Raw genomic sequence first — 19,558 nt, forward strand, 5'->3', positions numbered from 1 at the left:
GACAGCTCTGCCGCGGGCAGCGCCGCGATGACCCCGGCGCCCGCTTCCAGCCTGGCACCGCCAGCCTTGCGCCAGCACCTGCCGCCTCCTCATTTCTGGAACGCAATTGATCCGCAAGACGCCGTTGGCACTCGCCATGGGCCTGGCCGGGGCCGTGGCCCCGATGCTGCCTCTGTCCGCATGGGCGCAAGCCGCCTCAACAACCGCAGCCCCTACCGCCGCTGCCCTCGACGCACCGCTGCCGCTGCTCACCGTCACCGCCACGCGCACCGAGCGCGCGATCGACAACGTGCCGGCCACCGTCACGGTGCTGCCGGCCAAGCGAATCGAACAAAGCGGCGCGCGCGACATCAAGGACCTGCTCAACGACGAGCTGGACCTCACCGTGCGCCAGCAGGCCACGCGCTTCAATGCCTCCGGCGGCACGGCCCGTGCCGGCAACGAAGGCGTGAACATCCGCGGCCTGGAAGGCAACCAGGTGATGATGCTGGTCGACGGCGTGCGCACCCCTGCCGGCTTCACCTTCGGCCCCATAGGCACCGGCCGTGGCGACTTCCTGGTGCTGGACACTGCGCAAAGCGTCGAAGTGCTGCGCGGCCCCGCGTCCACCCAGTACGGCAGCGACGGCCTGGCCGGCGTGGTCAGCCTGCGCACGCTGGACCCGGCCGACCTGCTGAAAAAAGGCCAGACCTTCGGCGGCTTCGCCCGCGCCGGCTACAACTCTGTCGACGACTCCTGGGCCGCCACGCTGGGCCTGGCGGGCCGCGAAGGCCTCGATGGGCGGTGGCAAGGCCTGCTGCTGCTGACCACCCGCCGCGGCCACGAGACCGACAACCAGGGCGGCGTGGACACGCAGGACGGCACCCGCACGACGCCCAACCCCGTCAGCTACCGCGCCCCCGCGGTGCTGGCCAAGGTCTCCTATGCACTGGCGCCCGAACACGAACTGGGCCTGAGCTTCGAAAGCCAACAGCGCAAGCAGGACACCGAGGTCTACAGCGCCCGCGGCGACGTCAGCTCGCGCGGCACCACGACCACCACCACCGACCTGGACGCGCACGACAAGCTGGACCGCCAGCGCGTCTCGCTGGAACACCGCTTCGACGACGAAGCCGGCAGCTGGCTGCAGCGCGCCCGCAGCCAGGTCTACTGGCAGGACGCCAGCACCCACCAGCTCACGCTGGCCGAGCGCACGCTGACCACCGCCGGCGTGTCGACCGACTCGCCGCAAAGCCGCGACTACAACTACGAGCAGAAGCTGCTCGGCTTCTCGACCCAGCTCGAAAGCACCGTCGCCACGCCCGCGCTGGGACCGGACACACGCCAGCGTTTCAGCTACGGCCTGGACTGGAGCCAGGCCAAGGTCACCGGCGAGTTCACCGGCATCACCCCGCCCAAGCTTTTCCCCGACACCACCTACACGCTGGCCGGCGCCTTCGTGCAGGACGAGATCGAGGCCGGCCCCATCAGCATCATCCCCGCCCTGCGCTTCGACTCTTACAAGCTTTCGGCCAGCCAGGCCGGCTACACCGGCACGGCGGTCTCGCTGTCGGACCAGGCCGCCACACCGCGCCTGGGCGCCATCTGGCGGGCTGACGAAGCCTTTGCGCCCTACGTCAACTGGGCCCGCGGCTTCCGCGCGCCCACGCCGGACCAGGTCAACAGCAGCTTTGCCAACCCGGCGCAGTTCTACTCCAGCATCGGCAACCCGGACCTGAAGGCCGAGCGCGCCAACAGCGTGGAGCTGGGCCTGCGCGGCCGCGTGCGCGGCGCCTGGGGCGAGCTGCGCTACCAGGTGCTGCACTACGACAACCGCTATGACGACTTCATCAGTCAGCAGGTCGTCAGCGGCACCGGCGCGCCGACCGATCCGCTGGTCTTCCAGTACATCAACCTGAGCAAGGCACGCATCCTCGGCAGCGAAGCGCGCGCCGAATGGCAGCGCAGCGGCTGGGTGCTGAACGGCGGCGTGGCCATCTCGCATGGCCGCAGCGAGGCGGATGGCGTGAAGACGCCGCTGGACACCGTGGAGCCCGCCCGCAGCACGCTGGGCCTGCGCTACGAGGCAGCGGACTGGTCGCTGCGCGCCAGCGCGCTGCACGTGCAGGGCAAGGCCAGGAGCGAGATCTCCAGCGCCACCTACCACGCGCCCACCGGCTACACCACGCTGGACCTGGGCGGCAGCTGGAAGCCGCTGCCCGCCCTGACGCTGCAGGCCAATGTCAGCAACCTGTTCGACCGCCACTACACGCGCTGGTCCGACGTGCGCGGCCTGGCCGACAGCAGCACTGTCAAAGACGCCTACACCGCACCTGGCCGCAGCGTGCAGGTTGCAGCGCGCTACGACTTCTGAAGACCTTCCCGGAGCCCAAGATGAGCCTTTCGCCCGCCACCCCCACCCCATCGCTCGCAGCACTGCGCATCGCCTTCGCCGAGGGTCGCCGCGCCGCGCGCTCGCGCCACCGAGACCTTGCCGAAGCGCTGGGCGTGTCCGAAGGCGAGTTGGTCGCCGCGCATGCCGGGGCCTTCCCGGCAGACCAGTCGCCGCTACAGGCCACGCCGCTGCGCGCGGAATGGCCAGCCGTGATCGGCGCGCTGGCGCCGGCCGGCGAGCTGATGGCACTGACCCGCAACCCCTCCTGCGTGCATGAGAAGACTGGCGTCTACGCGCCTGCCAGCGCCAGCGGACCGGCCGGTGGCGAGATGGGGCTGGTGCTGGGCCGCGAGATCGACCTGCGCATCTTCTACAGCCGCTGGGCCCACGGCTTCGCGGTGGTCGAGCGCTTGGCCGACGGCAACACCCAGCGCAGCCTGCAGTTCTTCGATGCGCAAGGCGGCGCGGTGCACAAGGTCTTCACCCGCACGGGCACCGACCTGGTGGCCTGGCAAGCGGTGATCGACCGTTTCGCCTCGCCGGCAGCCGCGGCCGAACCGGTCGGCATCCAGACCTTGCCCGCCGCCGTTCCGCCCGAAGTCAAGCCCGATGCCGATGTGGATGTGGCCGCCTTCCAGGCCGAATGGCTGGCGCTGAAGGACACGCACGAGTTCTTCGGCCTGCTGCGCCGCCACGGCCTGGCACGCACCCAGGCGTTGCGCCTCGCACCGGCCGGCCACGCGCTGCCGCTGCCCGCCAGCAGCGCACATGCCCTGCTGCAGCAGGCGGTGGCGCAATCGGTGGCCATCATGGTCTTCGTCGGCAATGCCGGCGTGATCCAGATCCACAGCGGGCCGGTGCAGCGCGTCGAGCGCATGGGGCCGTGGCTCAACGTGCTGGACGCCGGCTTCAACCTGCACCTGCGCGAAGACCACATCGCCCGCGCCTGGCTGGTGAAAAAGCCGACCAGCGACGGCCCGGTGCACTCGGTCGAGTTCTTCGATGCCGCGGGCGAGACCATCGCGATGATGTTCGGCGAACGCAAGCCCGGCCAGCCCGAGCGGGCCGACTGGCGAGCGCTGGCCGAATCCCTCGCGGCGGAGGGCGAAACATGCGCGGCCTGATGCCTTCGCGCCGCGATGCGCTGGCGCTGCTGCTGGGTGGCGCGTCCGCCGCGGCGCTGCCCGGCTGGGCACTGGCCGCGCCCGCGCCGCGCATCGTCGCGGCCGGCGGCGCGGTCACCGAAATGGTCTACGCGCTGGGCGCCGAGCATCTGCTGGCCGCCGTGGACGTGACCTCGCTGTACCCGGAAGCCGCGCGCAAGCTGCCCAGCGTCGGCTACATGCGCACGCTGTCGGCCGAAGGCGTGCTGGCGATGGCACCCACGGTGCTGCTGGCGACTGAAGACGCCGGCCCGCCGGCGGTGCTGCGGCAAATCGCCGCGGCCGGCGTGCAGCTCGCGGTGCTGCCGGCGCACAACCGCTTCGACGGCATGCTGGACCGACTGGGCCGCATCGGCGAGCTGGTGCAGAAACCGGCCGAAGCCGCCGCGCTGGCGGCCAAGTTGCGCGAGGACTGGCGCGCCAGCGAAGCGCAGGTCGCCGGCCATCTGGCGCAGCGCCAACAGCGGCTCGGCCGGCCGCTGCGCGCACTGTTCGTGCTGTCTCATTCGGTGAGCCAGGTGATGGTGGCCGGCGGCGAGACCGCGGCGCAGGCCATGCTGGTCTACGGCGGCGCGGTCAACGCGATCCAGGGTTTCAATGGCTACAAGCCGCTGACGCCGGAAGCGGCGATTGCCGCGCAGCCGGACTTGATCCTCGCCACCACGCAAGGCCTGGAAGCCGCCGGCGGCGTGCCCGGCCTGCTGCGCCTGCCGGGCCTGGCCGAAACACCTGCTGGCCGCGCCAGGCGTGTGGTTGCCCTCGAAGCCCAGTTCCTGCTCGGCTTCGGCCCGCGCCTGCCGCAGGCCGTGCGCCAGCTGGACAGCGCATTCACCGAAGCCCTGGCCGGCCAGACCGCGGCATGACGCTCAGCGTGCTGCGCCGCGGCCCCGTCCCCCGCACGCCGGCGGCTGCGGGTTCGAAGCTGCTCGCATGGCCCTTGCTCGGCACGCTGGCCTTGCTGCTGGCCGCCACGCTGCTCGCCGCCCAGTTCGGCCCGGTCGCCATCAGCATGGCCGACTGGCTCGCGCCCTGGCGGGCTGCCCATGACGACGGCAGCGCAGCGTTCAGCGGCGCCGCCCACGTGCTGTGGCAGATCCGCCTGCCGCGCGTGATCTTCGCGCTGCTGGTCGGCGCAGCCCTGGCACTCGCCGGTTCACTGACCCAGGCGCTGTTCCGCAACCCGCTGGCCGACCCCGGCCTGCTGGGCGTGACCACCGGCGCCGCCTGCGCCGCGGCGCTCACGCTGGTCATCTTCGCCAGCGCCGCCGCGCCGCTGCCGCCCGCCTGGCGGCCCTGGGTGCTGCCGGTGGCCGCGTTCTGCGGTGCGCTGCTGGTCTGTTTCTCGCTGGACCGGATCGCCCGCTGGCTCACGCCCGGCTCCATCGCCGGCCTGCTGCTGACCGGGCTGGCGATCAACGCGGTGACCGCCGCGGTGATCGGCCTGGCCACCTACCTCGCGACCGACGAGCAATTGCGCAGCCTGTCGTTCTGGACCCTGGGCTCGCTGGCCGGTGCCGGCTGGCCACTGGTGGCGACCATGGCCTTGCTGCTCGCGCTGCTGGTGCCGTTCGCCTGCCGGCTGGCGCGGCCGCTGAATGCATTGGCGCTGGGCGAAGCGGCCGCAAGCCACGTCGGCATCGCGGTGCCGCGGCTGCGCGGCTGGGTCGTGCTGCTGGTGACGCTGAGCTGCGGCGCCGCGGTCGCCTGGTGCGGCGTGATCGGCTTCCTCGGGCTGCTGGCGCCGCACCTGGCGCGCGCCTGCGTTGGCGCGGACCTGCGCCGCCAGCTGCCGTTCTCGATGCTGCTGGGCGGCGCGCTGCTGCTGCTGGCCGACACGCTGGCGCGTACGCTGGCCGCACCGGCCGAGATCCCGGTCGGCATCTTCACCGCGCTGATCGGCGGGCCAGCCTTCCTGCTGATGCTGCGCGCTGCGGTGCGCCAGCAAGGCGGCAGCGTCTGAAGGAACGCGACATGACGACCGACTGGGCCGAGCGCCTGCCCACCGATTTCGCCTTCGCCGAATGCCGCGAGGCCTGGCGCATGGCCGATGCGCCTCAGCAGCCCGCTGCAGCCAGCAGCGTCCTGCTCACGCTGCAGCAGGTGCAGCTGCGCCAGCCCGGCCGCAGCGGTGCCAGCATCGGCCCGTTCAACCTGGCGCTGCAGGCCGGCGAGCACGTCGCCATCCTCGGCCCCAGCGGCGCCGGCAAGAGCACGCTGCTGAAGCTGATGGCCGGCGAGCGCCCGCCGCAGCAAGGCGAGTTGCGGTTCGACGGGCGCACGCTGGCCGGCTGGTCGCCCGCCGCGCTGGCCCGTCGCCGCGCGGTGCTGCCGCAGTCGCATGCCGTCGCCTTCAGCCTGCCGGTGGCACTGGTGGTCGGCCTCGGCCGCGTGGCGCTGGACCATGACCCTGCGCTCGCCAGCATCACCGCCGAAGCGCTGGCCCTTGCTCACGCCGGCCACCTGGCCACGCGCCGCTTCGACACGCTTTCCGGCGGCGAGCAGGCGCGCGTGCAACTGGCGCGTGTCTTCGCCCAGCTGTGGGACGCGCAGGCCGGGCTGCTGCTGGTCGACGAGCCGCTGGCCTCGCTGGACCCCGGCCTGCAGTTCGAGTTGCTGGACGCGATGCAGGCCTTCTGCCGCACCCGCGGCCATGCGCTGGTCGCCGTGCTGCACGACATCAACCAGGCCCTGGCCGGCTTCGAGCGCCTGTGGCTGCTGCAGCAAGGCCGGCTGATGGGCGACTTGCCGCCGAACGCCAGCGCGCTGGCGCCGCTCGAAAACCTCTACGGCATCCAGCTGCGCAGCGTGCCGGGCGAGGACGGCCGGCTGGCGGTACTGGCGCGCCGCCGCGTCGCTTGAACCCTCACCGGAGCCTTGCCCATGAACTCCTCGCGCCTTCCCAGCCGCCTGCCGCTTCGGTACGAGCGCCTGCGCGACCTGGCGGCCTTGCTGCTGGTGCTCGCGGCGGCGGCCGTGGTCTGGTTCACGCTGCCGGTATAGAACGGCACCAGCGCCCCCACCCGCCACCCAGCCTTTGCGCCGTGCCGCCACAAGCGCCCGCCTTGCGCCGTAGAGTGGGCTCCCAGGCGCCAAGCCCTTCGCGCATCTTTTTCCTGACGGAGCCTCCTCGCATGACCACGTCCTCTTCTGCCGCCGCCTTCCGCACCGAATCCGATTCCATGGGCGCCATGCAGGTGCCCGCCGAGGCGCTGTACGGCGCCCAGACGCAGCGCGCGGTGCTGAACTTCCCGATCAGCGGCCAGCCCATGCCGGCCCCGTTTGTGCACGCGCTGTTGGCCATCAAGGCCGCTGCAGCCGAGGCCAACCAGCAGCTGGGCGGCATCAGCGCTGCGCAGGCACAAGCCATCCAGGCCGCCGTGGCCGAACTGCAGGCGTTGCCGGACGAGACCCTGCTGCGCCACTTCCCGGTCGACATCTTCCAGACCGGCTCGGGCACCAGCTCGAACATGAACGCCAACGAGGTGCTGGCCACGCTGGCCGGGCGCCGGCTGAACGACAAGGTCAGCGCCAACGACCACGTCAACGCCAGCCAGAGCAGCAACGACGTGGTGCCCAGCGCGATCCACGTTGCCGCGGCCCAGGCCCTGCAGAACAGACTGCTGCCGGCCCTGCAAAGCCTGGTCGCCACCACGCTGGACAAGGCCCGCGCCACGCACGCGCACGTGAAGACCGGCCGCACGCATTTGATGGACGCGATGCCGGTGCGCCTGAGCCAGGCGCTGGAAGGCTGGGCCGCGCAACTCGCGCTGGCGCAAGGCCAGTTGCAAGGCGTGTTGCCGCTGCTGCAGAAGCTGGCGCTGGGCGGCACGGCGGTGGGCACCGGCGTGAATGCCGACCCACAGTTCGCCGCGCTGTGCTGCGCGGCGCTGAACCGCCAGACCGGCATGGCCTTCGCGCCCGGCGAGAACCGCTTTGCGCTGATGGGCGCGCAGGACACGGCTGTCGCAGCCTCCGGCGCGCTGAAGACGCTGGCCGTCGCGCTGATGAAGATCGCCAACGACCTGCGCTGGATGAACTCCGGCCCGCTGGCCGGCCTGGGCGAGATCGAGCTGCAGGCGCTGCAGCCGGGCTCGTCCATCATGCCCGGCAAGGTCAACCCGGTGATCCCGGAAGCCACCGCGATGGTTGCCGCGCAGGTCATCGGCAACGACGCCGCACTGACCATCGCCGGCCAGTCCGGCAACTTCGAGCTGAACGTGATGCTGCCGCTGGTCGCCCGCAACCTGCTCGAAAGCATTGCGCTGCTGGCCGGCGTGATGCCCCCGCTGGCCGACAAGGCCATCGCCAGCTTCCGCGTCAACGAGCAGCGGCTCAAGCAGGCCCTGTCTCGCAACCCCATCCTGGTCACCGCATTGAACCCGCTGATCGGCTACGCCAAGGCCGCCGAGATCGCCAAGCTGGCCTACAAGGAAGACCGCCCCATCGTCGATGTGGCCGCCGAACACACCGACATTCCGCGCGCCGAACTCGAAAAGCTGCTCGATCCGGCCCATCTCACAGGCCAGGATTGACTCGGGGCGTTCAGGAGGACGGCGGCGTGCTGCGCGCCGCCTGACCGGCGGCGGCCTCACTGGCCCCCAGCTTCTTGATCTGCAGCCCGTCGATCTTCTCGACCCAGAAGGCCATCCTGTCTTTCAGCGCGAGGTGCTCGTCGTAAGGCGCTTCGTAACTCCAGATCACATCCGGCAGCGTCTGGTCACCGGAGTGCAGTGCGTAGTAGCTCGCCTCGCCCTTGAACGGACAGTGCGAGCTGGTTTGCGTGCGCTTGAGCATCTCGGTCTTCACCTCGTTGCGCGGAAAGTAGTAGCGCGGGGGGTTCTTGTCCTCGTCGACTTGAATCACATCGCTCGAGTCGGCCAGCGTCTGGCCATGCCACTCCACCACCATGCGCTGCTTCAGGTGCCGCTCGCGCACATGATGTTCCGGATGTTCCTTGTGTCCTGGAGAAGGGTTCATGAGGGTCTCCTGTCGGTCCATGTCGAAGCCGGCAGCTGTCCAAACGGGCCGAGCTGGACGCCCGGAGCAGCAATCGGCGTGCCGCCGCGGGCGCGGCCCGCAATGCGGTAGCCTCGCGGGCAATGCACAGGAGCTGACCCTTGGACGCCACGACCTTCCGCAACCCCGCCAACCATGGCTTCACCCGCGTGGCGGTGGCCGTGCCGCGCAACCGCGTGGCCGACCCCGCCTTCAACGCCGAGCAGACCATCGCGCTCTACCAGGCCGCCGCGGCCGAAGGCGCCTCGCTCGTTGTCTTCCCCGAGTTGGGCCTCACCGGCTACAGCTGCGACGACCTGTTCCACCAGCAGGCCCTGCAGCGCGCAGCAGAAGCCGCGCTGCTGCGCGTGGCCGAAGCCACACAGGGGCTGGACACGCTGGCGCTGGTGGGCCTGCCGCTGCGGGTGGACCACGGCCTGTTCAACTGCGCCGCGGTGCTGCAGCGCGGGCAGGTCCTGGGCATCGTGCCGAAGACGTATTTGCCGAACTACGGCGAGTTTTACGAGGCGCGCCAGTTCAACCCTGCTGCCAATGTTCAAAGCACCGAGGTGACGATCGGCGCGCAGCGCGTGCCCTTCGGCAACGACCTGCTGTTCACCGCCACCGACCAGCCGCTGCTGCAGCTGCACGTGGAAATCTGCGAGGATCTGTGGGTGCCCATCCCGCCGTCCAGCCATGCGGCGCTGGCGGGCGCCACGGTGCTGGCCAACCTGTCGGCCTCGAACTTGACCATCGGCAAGGCCGGCTACCGACGCGCGCTCGTCACGCAGCAGGCCGCGCGCTGCCAGGCGGCCTACCTCTACAGCTCGGCCGGCACGGGAGAGTCCACCACCGACCTGGCCTGGGACGGCCAGTCGCTCATCTCCGAATGCGGCGAGTTGCTGAAGGAGTCCGCCCGCTTCCTGACCGACTCGCACTGGATCAGCGCCGACGTGGACCTGGAACGCATTGCCAACGAGCGCCAGCGCCAGAACTCCTTTGGCCACCAGACTTCTCAACTGCGCGCGCAGCTGAACCACTTCCGCCGCGTGCCGTTCCAGGTCGGCACCTCCCGGCTGACCGGCCCGCTTCGCCGCCGCGTCGAACGTTTTCCGTACGTGCCGGCGGACGCCTCGCGCCGAGACGAGCGCTGCCAGGAGGTCTACGACATCCAGGTCCAGGGCCTGGCGCAGCGCATTGCCTCCAGCGGCATCGGCAAGCTGGTCATCGGCATCTCGGGTGGGCTGGACTCGACGCAGGCGCTGCTGATCTGCGCCCGGGCAATGGACCTGCTGGGCCGGCCGCGCAGCGACATCCTGGCCTACACCATGCCCGGCTTCGCCACCAGCGGCCGCACGCTGGACCAGGCGTTGCGCCTCATGTCCGCCATCGGCTGCCAGGCCGAGCAGATCGACATCCGGCCCAGCTGCGAGCAGATGCTGAAGGACATCGGCCACCCCCACGCGCGCGGCGAGAAGGTCTACGACATCAGCTTCGAGAACGTGCAGGCGGGAGAGCGCACCAGCCACCTGTTCCGCCTGGCCAACCAGCACGGCGGCATGGTGGTGGGCACCGGCGACCTGAGCGAGCTGGCGCTGGGCTGGTGCACCTACGGCGTGGGCGACCACATGTCGCACTACAACGTCAACGCCAGCGTGCCCAAGACGCTGATCAAGCACCTGGTGCGCTGGGTGGCGGATTCGGGCCAGATCGGCGCTGCCGGAAGCCAGGTGCTGCGCGATGTGTTGGGCACCGAAGTCAGCCCGGAACTCATCCCCGCCGATGCTGGTGCGAGCGAAGGCAGCCAGCCAGCGCAAAGCACCGAAGCCAGCATCGGGCCCTATGCGCTGCACGACTTCTTTCTGTACTACACGCTGCGCCACGGCTTTGCGCCGTCCAAGGTGGCTTACCTTGCCTTGACCGCTTGGCAAGACGAGGCAGCAGGAAGCTGGCCCGAAGGCCCAGACGTGGCCCGCACCGCCTACGAGCTGCCGGCCATCCGTCAGCACCTGCGCACCTTCCTGCACCGCTTCTTCACCACCAGCCAGTTCAAGCGCAGCTGCGTGCCGAATGCGCCCAAGGTTGGCTCGGGCGGCTCGCTCTCGCCTCGCGGCGACTGGCGCGCGCCCAGCGACGCGACCGCCACCGCCTGGCTGTCCGAACTGGAAAAGGTACCTCAGGTATGAGGCCCTGAAACGCAGCGGGGCCAGGTGTTGCCACCTGGCCCCGTGCGTCTATCGATTCAAGCTTCAGTGCGTGTCGGCTCAACGGCCTGGCACGTTCGGGTGGGGGTCGGCGCGGTTCCGCACGCCGTCGCCGTCGCGGTCGTGGTCACGGGAATTCTTGATGCCGTCGTGGTCGCGGTCGTTGCGCGCCCAGTTGCCCTGGCTCAGGCGCCACTCGCCGTTGCGCTCCACCCAGGTCGGGTGGTTGTAGACATAGCCCGGGCGCTCACGCACCCAGGTGCCCGCGACCCAGTAATGCTGGTTGTTGCGGTAGCTCCAGTAGCCAGGGGTCCACAGGTAGCCCGGACGCGGCGGCGGCACCACTTCATAGCGCGGCGCCGGCGGCGCGATGCGCACCACGAAGTCCACGGCAGCCGAAGCTTGGGTCGGCAAAGCCGCGGCAAACGGGGCCGCAAGCGACAAAGCAATGATGGAAGCCTTCAACATCTCGATCTCCTTCTTCGGCAGTGATGCCATGGACGAAGATTCCCACTTTGCAGGCTGCGCTCACATCGGACGAGCGCGGATGGTGCTGTAGGCCCAGGCCTGCAGCACCTTGCTGCGCCTTCACTCGCGCTTCACAGCGCTTTACACTCAGGCTGCTTGCAGACCGGTTTCGCGGTCCATGCGCAGCGCCAGTTGCCACAGCCGCAGTGCGCGCCCGACGAACACGCCGCTGAACAAGCCATACGCGGCCGACAGGCCCACCGCGAAGCCCAGTTGCTGGGCCAGCGCCGGCTGCATGGCCAGCAGCACGCCCACGGTGTACTTGGTCAGGAAGATGCCCATCATCAGCGCCAGCGGCACGGCGCTGCCAGGCACCACGCATTCCTGCGTGGCCGTGTCGAAGCGCGTGCCCTGCGGCAGCGGCCTGCGCGAGACCAGCGTGGCCACCTGCGCCGCAGCCAGTGCCCAGATCGGCAGCGCCGCTGCCGTGCCCGAGAAGGCCAACCACACGCCCGCCACCGACAGCCCGGTCATCAGCAACGCCACCAGCGTGATGCGCGCAAGCTTCACGCGACGTGCCAGCATCTGCTTGCCACCCAGCCACAGCAGGCCGGCGAACAAGGCGAAAACCCAGGTAGGGGTGTGGGACAGGATCTGCATCAGCATGGTGGGCTCCTTCAGGTTGATTCGGTTCGAATGAAAGGCATCCGATGAACGAACTGTGCCCACGCGCCCGGTTCGCCGACAGCGGCTTGCGACGAGCCGCCAAGGCCGGTCGCGAAATACGGCCCGGCGGCGCGAAATGCAAGCCACCGAAGTGCCGTTCAGGCGCTTTCCCGCGCCACCAGTTCGCAAACCAGCTCGGTCAGCGCCGACGGCTGCTCGCCGCGGCCCAGCTGCAGCACCTGCGCCGCCGCCAGCTCGCCGATCTGCCGGGCGGGCGGGCGGATGGTGCTGAGGCTGGGCAGCAGCTTGTCGGCAAAGGCATAGTCACCGAAGCCGAACACCGCCATGTCCTGAGGCAACTGCATGCCAGCGCGCTGCCCCGCCAGCAACGCGCCGCAGGCCAGGTTGTCGTTGGCGAAGATCAGCGCCTCGGGGCGCTGGCGTTGGCGCGCCGCCAGCGCCTTCATCGCCTCGGCGCCGGCTTCCAGCGGCGCAGCGGCGGTCGGCACGAAGTGGCGAGGCTCCAGGCCATGCGCCTCCATGACCTCGGCATAACCAGCCTCGCGCTCCTGCGCACTCAGGTCGCCAGCCGCGCTGTTGCGCACGAACTGGATGCGGCGATGGCCCTTGTCCAGCAGGTATTGCGCCGCGTCCCGCCCGACCTGCCTGTGAGAAAAACCGATCTGCAACGGCTTGCGGCCAGGCTGCAGGTCCCAGGTCTCGATCACGGGCTGCGTCGCATCGGCAATCAAGCGCTCAGTCGCCGCACTGTGGAAGCGGCTGGTGAGCACCAGCGCGGCCGGGTTCCAGCCCAGGAAGGCCCGCACCGCGCGCTCCTCGGCCTCGACCGAGAAGTAGCTGGACGCCAGCAGCAACTGGTAGCCGCCCACTGCCAAACCGTCCGACAGCGCCTGCAGCGTGTCGGCAAAGATCGGCCCGGAGATGTTGGGCACCACCATCGCGACCACCCTGTTGTGCGCTGACGCGAGCCCGCCCGCGGCCAGGTTGGGCACGTAGTTCAGCGCCTCCACCGCGGCACGGATGCGCTCAGTCGGCTCAGGCCCCACGCGGTGCGGTTCGTTGAAGAAGCGCGACACGGTGATGGCCGAAACACCGGCCATCGCGGCGACATCCGCCAGCGTCGTGCGCTGCGCCGCCTTGCGTCTGCGCACCGTCATGCCGGTCCGCCGCAAACAAGGTTTTCGCCTAAGCAAGCCATTTTTTGTCGTTTGACGCAGTGCGTCCCGGGTCTCGATGATGGCGACAATGTTAGCGCTAACACGGCGCTGCTGGCTGTCCCAAATTTCGGAGAATGAAGATGTCCAACGCCTCGCCCGCCGCCCACTTCCCGCGCAAATTTCCCCACCACGCCCTCGCCCTCGCGGCGCTGGCCTGCCTGAGCGCCACCGCCCGGGCCGAAGAAGCAGCCACCGAACCCGCTGCCACGCTGGAGACGGTGACCGTCACCGCCACGCGCCGCGCCGAGTCGCTGCAGAGCGTGCCGGTGGCCGTGTCGGTGGTCAGCGGCGAACAGCTGGAACAGAGCAACCGCAACACGTTGGGCGCGCTCGCCACCCAGGTGCCCAGCGTCAACTTCCGCACCGGCGCGTCGAACAAGGACACATCCCTCTTCGTGCGCGGCGTGGGCACCATCTCCACCTCGCCGGGCGTCGAGCCCACCGTGTCCACCGTGATCGACGGCGTGGTGCTGGCCCGCCCCGGCCAGGCCACGCTGGACCTGCTGGACGTGGACCGCGTGGAAGTGCTGCGCGGCGCGCAGGGCACGCTGTTCGGCAAGAACGCCTCGGCCGGCGTGGTCAACATCAGCACCCGCGCGCCGGCCCGCACGCCCGAGGGCTACGTCGACTTCTCGCACTACGGCGGCGGCAACGAGAACCGCCTGCGCGCCGGCATCTCCGGCGAACTCTCGCCCGGCGTCACCGCATCCATCACCGGCCTGCGCGCCCGCTACGACGGCAACGTGCGCAACCTCTTCACCGGCGAAGACGTGAACGGCTACGACAAGAAGGGTGTGCGCGCACGGCTGGACTGGGACCTGGGTGGCGGCCGCAAGCTCAGCTTCAATGCGGACTGGCTGCAGTCGCACGACACGATTCCCACCGGCGTCATCACCCGCAGCTCGCTGATCGCCTACCCCGCCGGCACTGTTACCAATTACCCGGCCTTCGCCGCGGCGCTGGGCCCGGTCACCGCCAGCGACGACAACCGCGAGATCAACAACAACCTGAAGACCACCGCCGCCGACCGCAACCGCGGCGCCTCGGTGCAACTCGAACTGCCGCTGGGCAGCCACACGCTGACTTCCATCACCGCCTGGCGCGACTGGCAGAACCAGCAGGTGCAGGACGGCGACCGCCTGTCGGCGCCGGTGGTCGGCCTGCCGCAGTCGCATGACCACGGCCAGGTGGACTTCGACCAGTTCTCGCAGGAGCTGCGCCTGGCCTCGGCCCAGGGCGGCGCCTTCGACTACGTGGGCGGCCTCTACTACATGCACACCAAGGACCGCGAAACCTACCGCCGCGACGTGACCCGCGTGGTGGCCGATGGCAGCAGCTTCGCCGACTGGGGCCTGGCCCACTACGGCACCCAGAGCGACAGCACCGCACTGTTCGGCGAAGGCCGCTGGCACTTCGCGCCGGATACCCGCGCGCTGCTCGGCCTGCGCGTGACGGAGGACCGCCTCAGCTTCGACCACGAGCGCAGCCGCAGCACGCCCGACGCGCAGTTCAACGGCGCGATTCCCGGCGTCAATGCCGTGGTGGCCAACCAGGGCAGCACCAGCGAAACCGGCTACTCCGGCCGGGTCGGCCTGCAGCATGACCTGTCTGCCGAAGCCAGCAGCTACCTCACCTTTTCTCGCGGCTACAAGGGCCCGGCCTACAACGTGTTCTTCAACATGCTGGACCGCGACACGCTGGCGCTCAAACCCGAGACCTCCAACTCGCTGGAAGCTGGCCTCAAGACCGAGACCTTCGACCACCGCTTGCGAGTGAACCTGGCAGCCTTCGTCACCAAGTACCAGAACTACCAGGCCAACTTCTACGACAACGTGGACGGCACCGTCATCACCCGGCTGATCAACGCCGGCGACGTGTCCTCGCGCGGCGTGGAGCTGGACCTGAGCGCCAAGCCCACGCCGCAGCTCACGCTGGGCGCCGCAGCCGCGTACATCCGCGCCCGCATCGACGACTTCAACTGCCCGGCAGGTGCCGCCGCCAGCTGCGACGTGAACGGCAAGCCCCTGCCCTTCTCGCCGGACTGGAAGCTCGCGCTGCGCGGCGACTACACCGTGCCGCTGGACAGCGGCCTGCAGCTCACGCTGGGCAGCGACTTCAACTGGCAGAGCAAGGTGCAGTACGACATCGGCCAATACGCCGACACAGTGCAAGGCGCCTACGGCATCTGGAACGCCAGCGTGGCCCTCGCCTCCCCCGGCCAGGGCTGGCGCGTGGCCGTGCTGGCCAAGAACCTCACCGACCGCAGCTACGCCTCCTTCCTCGGCCGCGGCGGCAGCTACGTGAACCGCTGGGTGCCGCGTGACGACCAGCGCTACTTCGGTCTCAACGTGCGCTACGACTTCCTCTGAGCCATGAAACAAGCCATGTCAACGCAGACCACGCGGGCCGAGCGCCGGGCCGCTCCCAAGCCGGCCCGCATCCCCTCGGGGGATCGGACGATGTACCCGTCGGACGAGGGGCTGTCATGATGCATTTAGGTGCCTTTTTGATGGAGTCTGGGCACCACGTCGCGGCCTGGCGTGCGTCCAGCGTGCCACCGCGAGCAGGTCTGGACTTCGCGCTCTACCGCCAGCTCGCGCGCACCGCCGAGGCCGCCTGCTTCGACGCGATCTTCGTCGCCGACAGCGTGGCCGCCGATGAAGGCCCAGGCGCCGAGCGCATGTCCCGCTCCGCCCGCTTCGAGCCGCTCACGTTGCTGTCGGCACTGGCCGCGGTCACCGAGCGCATCGGCCTGATCGCCACCGCCACCAGCAGCTACAACGAGCCCTACACCGTGGCCCGCCAGTTCGCCTCGCTGGAGCATCTCTCGGGCGGCCGCGCCGGCTGGAACCTGGTCACCTCGGACAACGCCGCCGAGGCCGGCAACTTCGGCCGCGCCGAGCACATCGCCCACGAGGACCGCTACGCCCGCGCCCGCGAATTCCTGCAGGTGGTGCTGGCCCTGTGGGACAGCTGGGGCGATGACGCGTTCGTCAACGACAAGGCCACTGGCCTGCACCACGACCCGGCCCAGCGCCACGAGTTGAACCACCGCGGTGAACACTTCGCGGTGCGCGGCCCGCTGAACGTGGCCCGCTCGCCGCAAGGCCGGCCGGTGCTGGTGCAGGCCGGCGCCTCCGAGGCTGGCCGCGCGCTGGCCGCGGCCAGCGCCGAGCTGGTCTTCACCGCGCAGCCGAACCGCGCCGCCGGCCAGGCCTTCTACGCGGACCTCAAGGCGCGCGCCGCCGCGTTCGGCCGCGCGCCCGAGGCGCTGAAGGTCATGCCGGGCGTGTTTGCGGTGGTCGGCGAAAGCCGCGCCGAGGCGCAGGAGAAGCACGAGGCCCTGCAGGCGCTGGTGCACCCCGAAGCCGGTGTGGCGCTGGTGTCTCGCATGATCGGCAACTTCGACCTCAGCGGCTACCCGCTGGACGAGCCGCTGCCCGAGCTGCCCGAAACCAGCACCGGCCAGCGCAGCCGCCAGCAGCTGCTCAGCAGCCTGGCGCGCGACGGCCAGCTCACGCTGCGCCAGCTCGCGCTGAAGATCGCCGGTGGGCGTGGCCACCTCAGCGTCGTCGGCACCGCGGCCGACGTGGCCGACGTGCTGCAGGACTGGTTCGAAGCCGGCGCCGCCGATGGCTTCAACCTGATGCCCCCGACGGTACCTGCCGGGCTGGACGACTTCGCCCGCCTCGTCGTGCCCGAACTGCAGCGCCGCGGCCTGTTCCGCCAGCGCTACGAAGGCCGCACGCTGCGCGAGCACCTGGGCCTGGCCTGGCCTGCGCATCGCCTGCCCACCGAGCATTTGAAGACCGCACAAGCATGACCCGTCGAATCCTTCTCAAAGGCCTGCTCGCCCTGCCTGTCCTGGCGCACGCGTCAGAGCCCAAGACCCTGCGCATCGGCTTCCAGAAAGGTGGCCTGCTGCTGCTGGTGAAGACCCGCGGCGTGCTGGAGCAGCTGCTGGCTGCGCAAGGCTGGCAGCTGAAGTGGATCGAGTTCCCGGCCGGCCCGGCGCTGCTGGAAGCCCTGAACGTCGGCGCCATCGACTTCGGCGTGACCGGCGCGCCGCCGCCGGTCTTCGCTCAGGCCGCCGGTACGCAGTTCGTCTACGTCGGCGCCGAGCCCGGCGCCCCCGGCACCGAAGCCATCCTCGTCAAGCCCGAGAGCGCGATGCGCAGCGTGGTCGACCTGAAAGGCAAGCGCATCGGCCTGGCCAAAGGCTCCAGCTCGCACTACCTGCTGATCCGCGCCCTCACCCTCGCCGGCCTGCGCTACGCCGACATCCAGCCCGTCTTCCTGCCCCCTGCCGACGCGCGCGCCGCCTTCCAGGGCGGATCCATCGACGCCTGGGTCGTCTGGGACCCGTACCTCACCATCGCCCAGTCCGCCACCCAGGCCCGCCTGCTCAGCGCCCCCGGCCTGGACACCGGCGCCCCCTGGAGCTTCTACGAAGCCCGCCGCGAGTTCACACAAGCCAACCCTGCGATCGTGCGCGCCCTCGTCGGCTGGCTGGGCGAAGCCGGCGCCTGGGCCAACAGCCACCAAGCCGAAGCGGCACGCATCCTCGCGCCGCTGCTGGGGCTGGATGAAGCGCTGGCGCTGAAGCTGCAGCAGCGCCAACACTACGGCGCCGTGCCCACCAACGCCGCCATCGCCGCTTCGCAACAGGCGGTGGCCGACGCGTTCTTCGAGCTGAAGCTCATTCCGAGGGCGGTGCAGGTGCGGGAGAACTTCTGGCCCCCGTTGGGCTGAACAGCGCCGCGCCTGCAGAGCCCGGCGCTTCGATGTCCCATCTGCGCCCTGCACGCCGTTCAGTGAAGTAGCAGGTGCTGCGCCATGCGCAGCACGCCTTGTCTCTTCACGGCGGAGTTGCCATGTTTTGTGTTCCCTGGCGCGCGGCGCGTCGTTGCCGCAGCGTCGTCAGGCTTGCCTTCGGCGTTGGCGCCTTGCTGGCCAACACGCTTGCGTCAGCCCAACAGGCTGGTCCCACCGAACTACTGTGCAGCATGCGCAGCGGGGAGGCCACCGCGACGCTGCGGGTGGCAGCGGACATTGACCCGCTGGCGGCCACGCGCGCCAAGGTGGGCGAAGGCTTCGAGCTGCGCGCGCTTGCGCTGAGCGACGCAGCCGGTGCGGACCAGGTCAGCCAGGTGGTCGTCACCGTGCTCGACCGGGAAGGCGCCGGGCCCGCAGTGGTGCTGTCGCAAAGCCGGTGGCCGGCCGCGGGGCATGGGGTGCTCGACCAGGAAGATGCGTGGCAACCAAGCTTGTCGGGCTGGCAGCGGGCCTACACCTCGGGGCTGGGCCGTGAACTGGCCTGGGGTTGTGCGCTGGTGCGGCAAGGCGCAACCCCCGATGGCTGGGCACGCGTGGACGCGACCGGCGATGGCGCGCAACTGGCGCGGCCGCGAGCCGGCATTGCCAGGCCAGAGGCAAACGGCGCTGTGGTGCGGCTGGCGTGGATGGGCGACGTAATGCTGGCCGACGGGCCGGGGCGGGTCATCGCGCGCGGACAGGATCCTTTTGGACCTGTCATGAACGCCATGAAGGATGCGGACCTGCGCATCGCCAACCTGGAATGCGTCATCGCCACCGGCGGCAAGCCCGTCGACAAGCCCTGGACCTTCCGGGCGAACCCGCGGGTGCTGGACGTGCTGCGCCGGCATGTCGACGCCGTCTCGCTGGCCAACAATCACTCGGGCGACTTCGGCCCCGGGGCCTTTGGGGAGATGCTGGGCCGGCTGCAGCGCGCCGGCCTGCCCTACTTCGGCGGCGGCACCGATTTGCGCGCGGCGCACCGCCCCGCCATCATCGAGCGACAGGGCTTGCGCATCGCCCTGCTGGGGTATGACGAGATGTTCCCGCGCCGCTTCGAAGCCGGGCCTGACAGCCCGGGTGTGGCCTGGGCCGACGAGGAGCAGATCGTGGCCGACATCCGCTCGGCCAGGACACAGGCCGACATCGTCATCCCCTTCATGCACTGGGGCCAGGAGCACAGCGAAACCTCGCACGCCCGCCAACACGCCCTCGCCCGCTTGATGATCCGCGCCGGTGCGGATGCGGTGGTGGGCGCCCATCCCCACATCCGCCAGGACACCGAAATCATCGACGGCAAACCGGTGATCTACAGCCTGGGCAACTTCGTCTTCGACGGCTTCAGCGACGCGGACAACAACACCGGCTCCATCCTGTGGATGACGGTCACCGCCGCCGGCGTCAGGGACTGGCGGCTGCAGGCGGTGCACATCGACCCAACGGGCACGCCGCACTTGGCACGTGCTGCAACAGACCCCGCGCGGACCCGCAGGCTCGCCGTGAACTGAGGCCGAGGCCCGCACCGCCTTCCAGGGCACCTTGCTGGCAGCACTCCTGCGCCCGGGCCAAGCGCCGCTTCAAGACGAGTAGCCAACCTCCGCCCCGCCCCGGCCAGGCCAGGCCAGGCCACCCGTC

General features: G+C 70.1%; 15 protein-coding genes. 11 read left to right on the forward strand and 4 right to left on the reverse strand.

From position 1 onward, the window contains the following. Positions 1-106 precede the first annotated feature (106 nt). The 6 genes from LRH25_RS12235 to LRH25_RS12260 all read left to right on the forward strand — a co-directional run bounded on the left by LRH25_RS12235 (position 107) and on the right by LRH25_RS12260 (position 8,069). Complete coding sequence (locus LRH25_RS12235; RefSeq protein ID WP_141290404.1) at positions 107-2,353, forward strand: TonB-dependent hemoglobin/transferrin/lactoferrin family receptor; 2,247 nt, start codon at positions 107-109, stop codon at positions 2,351-2,353. Between the two features lie 20 nt (positions 2,354-2,373). Beyond that, positions 2,374-3,498, forward strand: coding sequence for a hemin-degrading factor (locus LRH25_RS12240; protein ID WP_231011219.1), 1,125 nt, complete (start codon positions 2,374-2,376; stop codon positions 3,496-3,498). Further along, entirely contained in the window at positions 3,486-4,400 is a 915-nt protein-coding gene (locus LRH25_RS12245; RefSeq protein ID WP_231011220.1) for a heme/hemin ABC transporter substrate-binding protein, read from the forward strand. The genes LRH25_RS12240 and LRH25_RS12245 overlap by 13 nt, the downstream gene beginning before the upstream one ends. Continuing rightward, complete coding sequence (locus tag LRH25_RS12250) at positions 4,397-5,497, forward strand: FecCD family ABC transporter permease (protein WP_231011221.1); 1,101 nt, start codon at positions 4,397-4,399, stop codon at positions 5,495-5,497. Before LRH25_RS12245 ends, LRH25_RS12250 begins: the two co-directional genes overlap by 4 nt. 11 nt (positions 5,498-5,508) lie before the next feature. Next, the gene (locus LRH25_RS12255; protein ID WP_231011222.1) at positions 5,509-6,396 is read left to right on the forward strand and encodes an ATP-binding cassette domain-containing protein; all 888 of its coding nucleotides are present in this window, start codon (positions 5,509-5,511) and stop codon (positions 6,394-6,396) included. 272 nt (positions 6,397-6,668) lie between these two features. Next, a complete protein-coding gene (locus LRH25_RS12260; RefSeq protein WP_211361456.1) occupies positions 6,669-8,069 on the forward strand; it encodes a class II fumarate hydratase in 1,401 nt (466 codons plus the stop codon). Between the two features lie 10 nt (positions 8,070-8,079). On the opposite strand, the gene LRH25_RS12265 is transcribed toward LRH25_RS12260, so the two are convergent. Then, a complete protein-coding gene (locus LRH25_RS12265) occupies positions 8,080-8,514 on the reverse strand; it encodes a DUF427 domain-containing protein (protein WP_141289049.1) in 435 nt (144 codons plus the stop codon). Between the two features lie 140 nt (positions 8,515-8,654). Between LRH25_RS12265 and LRH25_RS12270 the strand changes: the two genes are divergently transcribed. Continuing rightward, positions 8,655-10,718, forward strand: coding sequence for an NAD(+) synthase (locus tag LRH25_RS12270; RefSeq protein WP_141289048.1), 2,064 nt, complete (start codon positions 8,655-8,657; stop codon positions 10,716-10,718). 78 nt (positions 10,719-10,796) lie between these two features. Here LRH25_RS12270 and LRH25_RS12275 read toward each other — a convergent pair whose 3' ends face one another. The 3 genes from LRH25_RS12275 to LRH25_RS12285 all read right to left on the reverse strand — a co-directional run bounded on the left by LRH25_RS12275 (position 10,797) and on the right by LRH25_RS12285 (position 13,048). Then, complete coding sequence (locus tag LRH25_RS12275) at positions 10,797-11,204, reverse strand: YXWGXW repeat-containing protein (RefSeq protein WP_141289046.1); 408 nt, start codon at positions 11,202-11,204, stop codon at positions 10,797-10,799. A 147-nt stretch (positions 11,205-11,351) separates the two neighbouring features. Next, positions 11,352-11,933: a DUF6622 family protein gene (locus LRH25_RS12280; protein ID WP_310733348.1), complete on the reverse strand. Its 582-nt coding sequence runs from the start codon at positions 11,931-11,933 to the stop codon at positions 11,352-11,354. Between the two features lie 95 nt (positions 11,934-12,028). After that, the gene (locus LRH25_RS12285) at positions 12,029-13,048 is read right to left on the reverse strand and encodes a LacI family DNA-binding transcriptional regulator (protein ID WP_231011223.1); all 1,020 of its coding nucleotides are present in this window, start codon (positions 13,046-13,048) and stop codon (positions 12,029-12,031) included. Between the two features lie 140 nt (positions 13,049-13,188). Between LRH25_RS12285 and LRH25_RS12290 the strand changes: the two genes are divergently transcribed. The 4 genes from LRH25_RS12290 to LRH25_RS12305 all read left to right on the forward strand — a co-directional run bounded on the left by LRH25_RS12290 (position 13,189) and on the right by LRH25_RS12305 (position 19,431). Then, a complete protein-coding gene (locus tag LRH25_RS12290; protein WP_211361547.1) occupies positions 13,189-15,477 on the forward strand; it encodes a TonB-dependent receptor in 2,289 nt (762 codons plus the stop codon). A gap of 140 nt (positions 15,478-15,617) precedes the next feature. Continuing rightward, positions 15,618-16,931, forward strand: a complete 1,314-nt coding sequence (locus LRH25_RS12295; RefSeq protein WP_231011224.1) for an LLM class flavin-dependent oxidoreductase — start codon at positions 15,618-15,620, stop codon at positions 16,929-16,931. After that, complete coding sequence (locus LRH25_RS12300) at positions 16,928-17,860, forward strand: aliphatic sulfonate ABC transporter substrate-binding protein (protein ID WP_141286077.1); 933 nt, start codon at positions 16,928-16,930, stop codon at positions 17,858-17,860. Before LRH25_RS12295 ends, LRH25_RS12300 begins: the two co-directional genes overlap by 4 nt. A 254-nt stretch (positions 17,861-18,114) precedes the next feature. After that, complete coding sequence (locus LRH25_RS12305; RefSeq protein WP_231011225.1) at positions 18,115-19,431, forward strand: CapA family protein; 1,317 nt, start codon at positions 18,115-18,117, stop codon at positions 19,429-19,431. Positions 19,432-19,558 lie beyond the last annotated feature (127 nt).

The organism is Ideonella azotifigens, assembly GCF_021043325.1.
Classification (GTDB): Bacteria; Pseudomonadota; Gammaproteobacteria; order Burkholderiales; family Burkholderiaceae_C; genus Ideonella; species Ideonella azotifigens.

What these genes read in the sequence shown, in the direction of transcription:
- LRH25_RS12290 (WP_211361547.1), top strand. Translation starts at nt 13,189, where the DNA reads ATGTCCAACGCCTCGCCCGCCGCCCACTTCCCGCGCAAATTTCCCCAC.
- LRH25_RS12255 (WP_231011222.1), top strand. Translation starts at nt 5,509, where the DNA reads ATGACGACCGACTGGGCCGAGCGCCTGCCCACCGATTTCGCCTTCGCC.
- LRH25_RS12295 (WP_231011224.1), top strand. Translation starts at nt 15,618, where the DNA reads ATGGAGTCTGGGCACCACGTCGCGGCCTGGCGTGCGTCCAGCGTGCCA.
- LRH25_RS12300 (WP_141286077.1), top strand. Translation starts at nt 16,928, where the DNA reads ATGACCCGTCGAATCCTTCTCAAAGGCCTGCTCGCCCTGCCTGTCCTG.
- LRH25_RS12275 (WP_141289046.1), bottom strand. Translation starts at nt 11,204, where the DNA reads ATGTTGAAGGCTTCCATCATTGCTTTGTCGCTTGCGGCCCCGTTTGCC.
- LRH25_RS12305 (WP_231011225.1), top strand. Translation starts at nt 18,115, where the DNA reads ATGCGCAGCGGGGAGGCCACCGCGACGCTGCGGGTGGCAGCGGACATT.
- LRH25_RS12240 (WP_231011219.1), top strand. Translation starts at nt 2,374, where the DNA reads ATGAGCCTTTCGCCCGCCACCCCCACCCCATCGCTCGCAGCACTGCGC.
- LRH25_RS12265 (WP_141289049.1), bottom strand. Translation starts at nt 8,514, where the DNA reads ATGAACCCTTCTCCAGGACACAAGGAACATCCGGAACATCATGTGCGC.
- LRH25_RS12260 (WP_211361456.1), top strand. Translation starts at nt 6,669, where the DNA reads ATGACCACGTCCTCTTCTGCCGCCGCCTTCCGCACCGAATCCGATTCC.
- LRH25_RS12250 (WP_231011221.1), top strand. Translation starts at nt 4,397, where the DNA reads ATGACGCTCAGCGTGCTGCGCCGCGGCCCCGTCCCCCGCACGCCGGCG.
- LRH25_RS12245 (WP_231011220.1), top strand. Translation starts at nt 3,486, where the DNA reads ATGCGCGGCCTGATGCCTTCGCGCCGCGATGCGCTGGCGCTGCTGCTG.
- LRH25_RS12285 (WP_231011223.1), bottom strand. Translation starts at nt 13,048, where the DNA reads ATGACGGTGCGCAGACGCAAGGCGGCGCAGCGCACGACGCTGGCGGAT.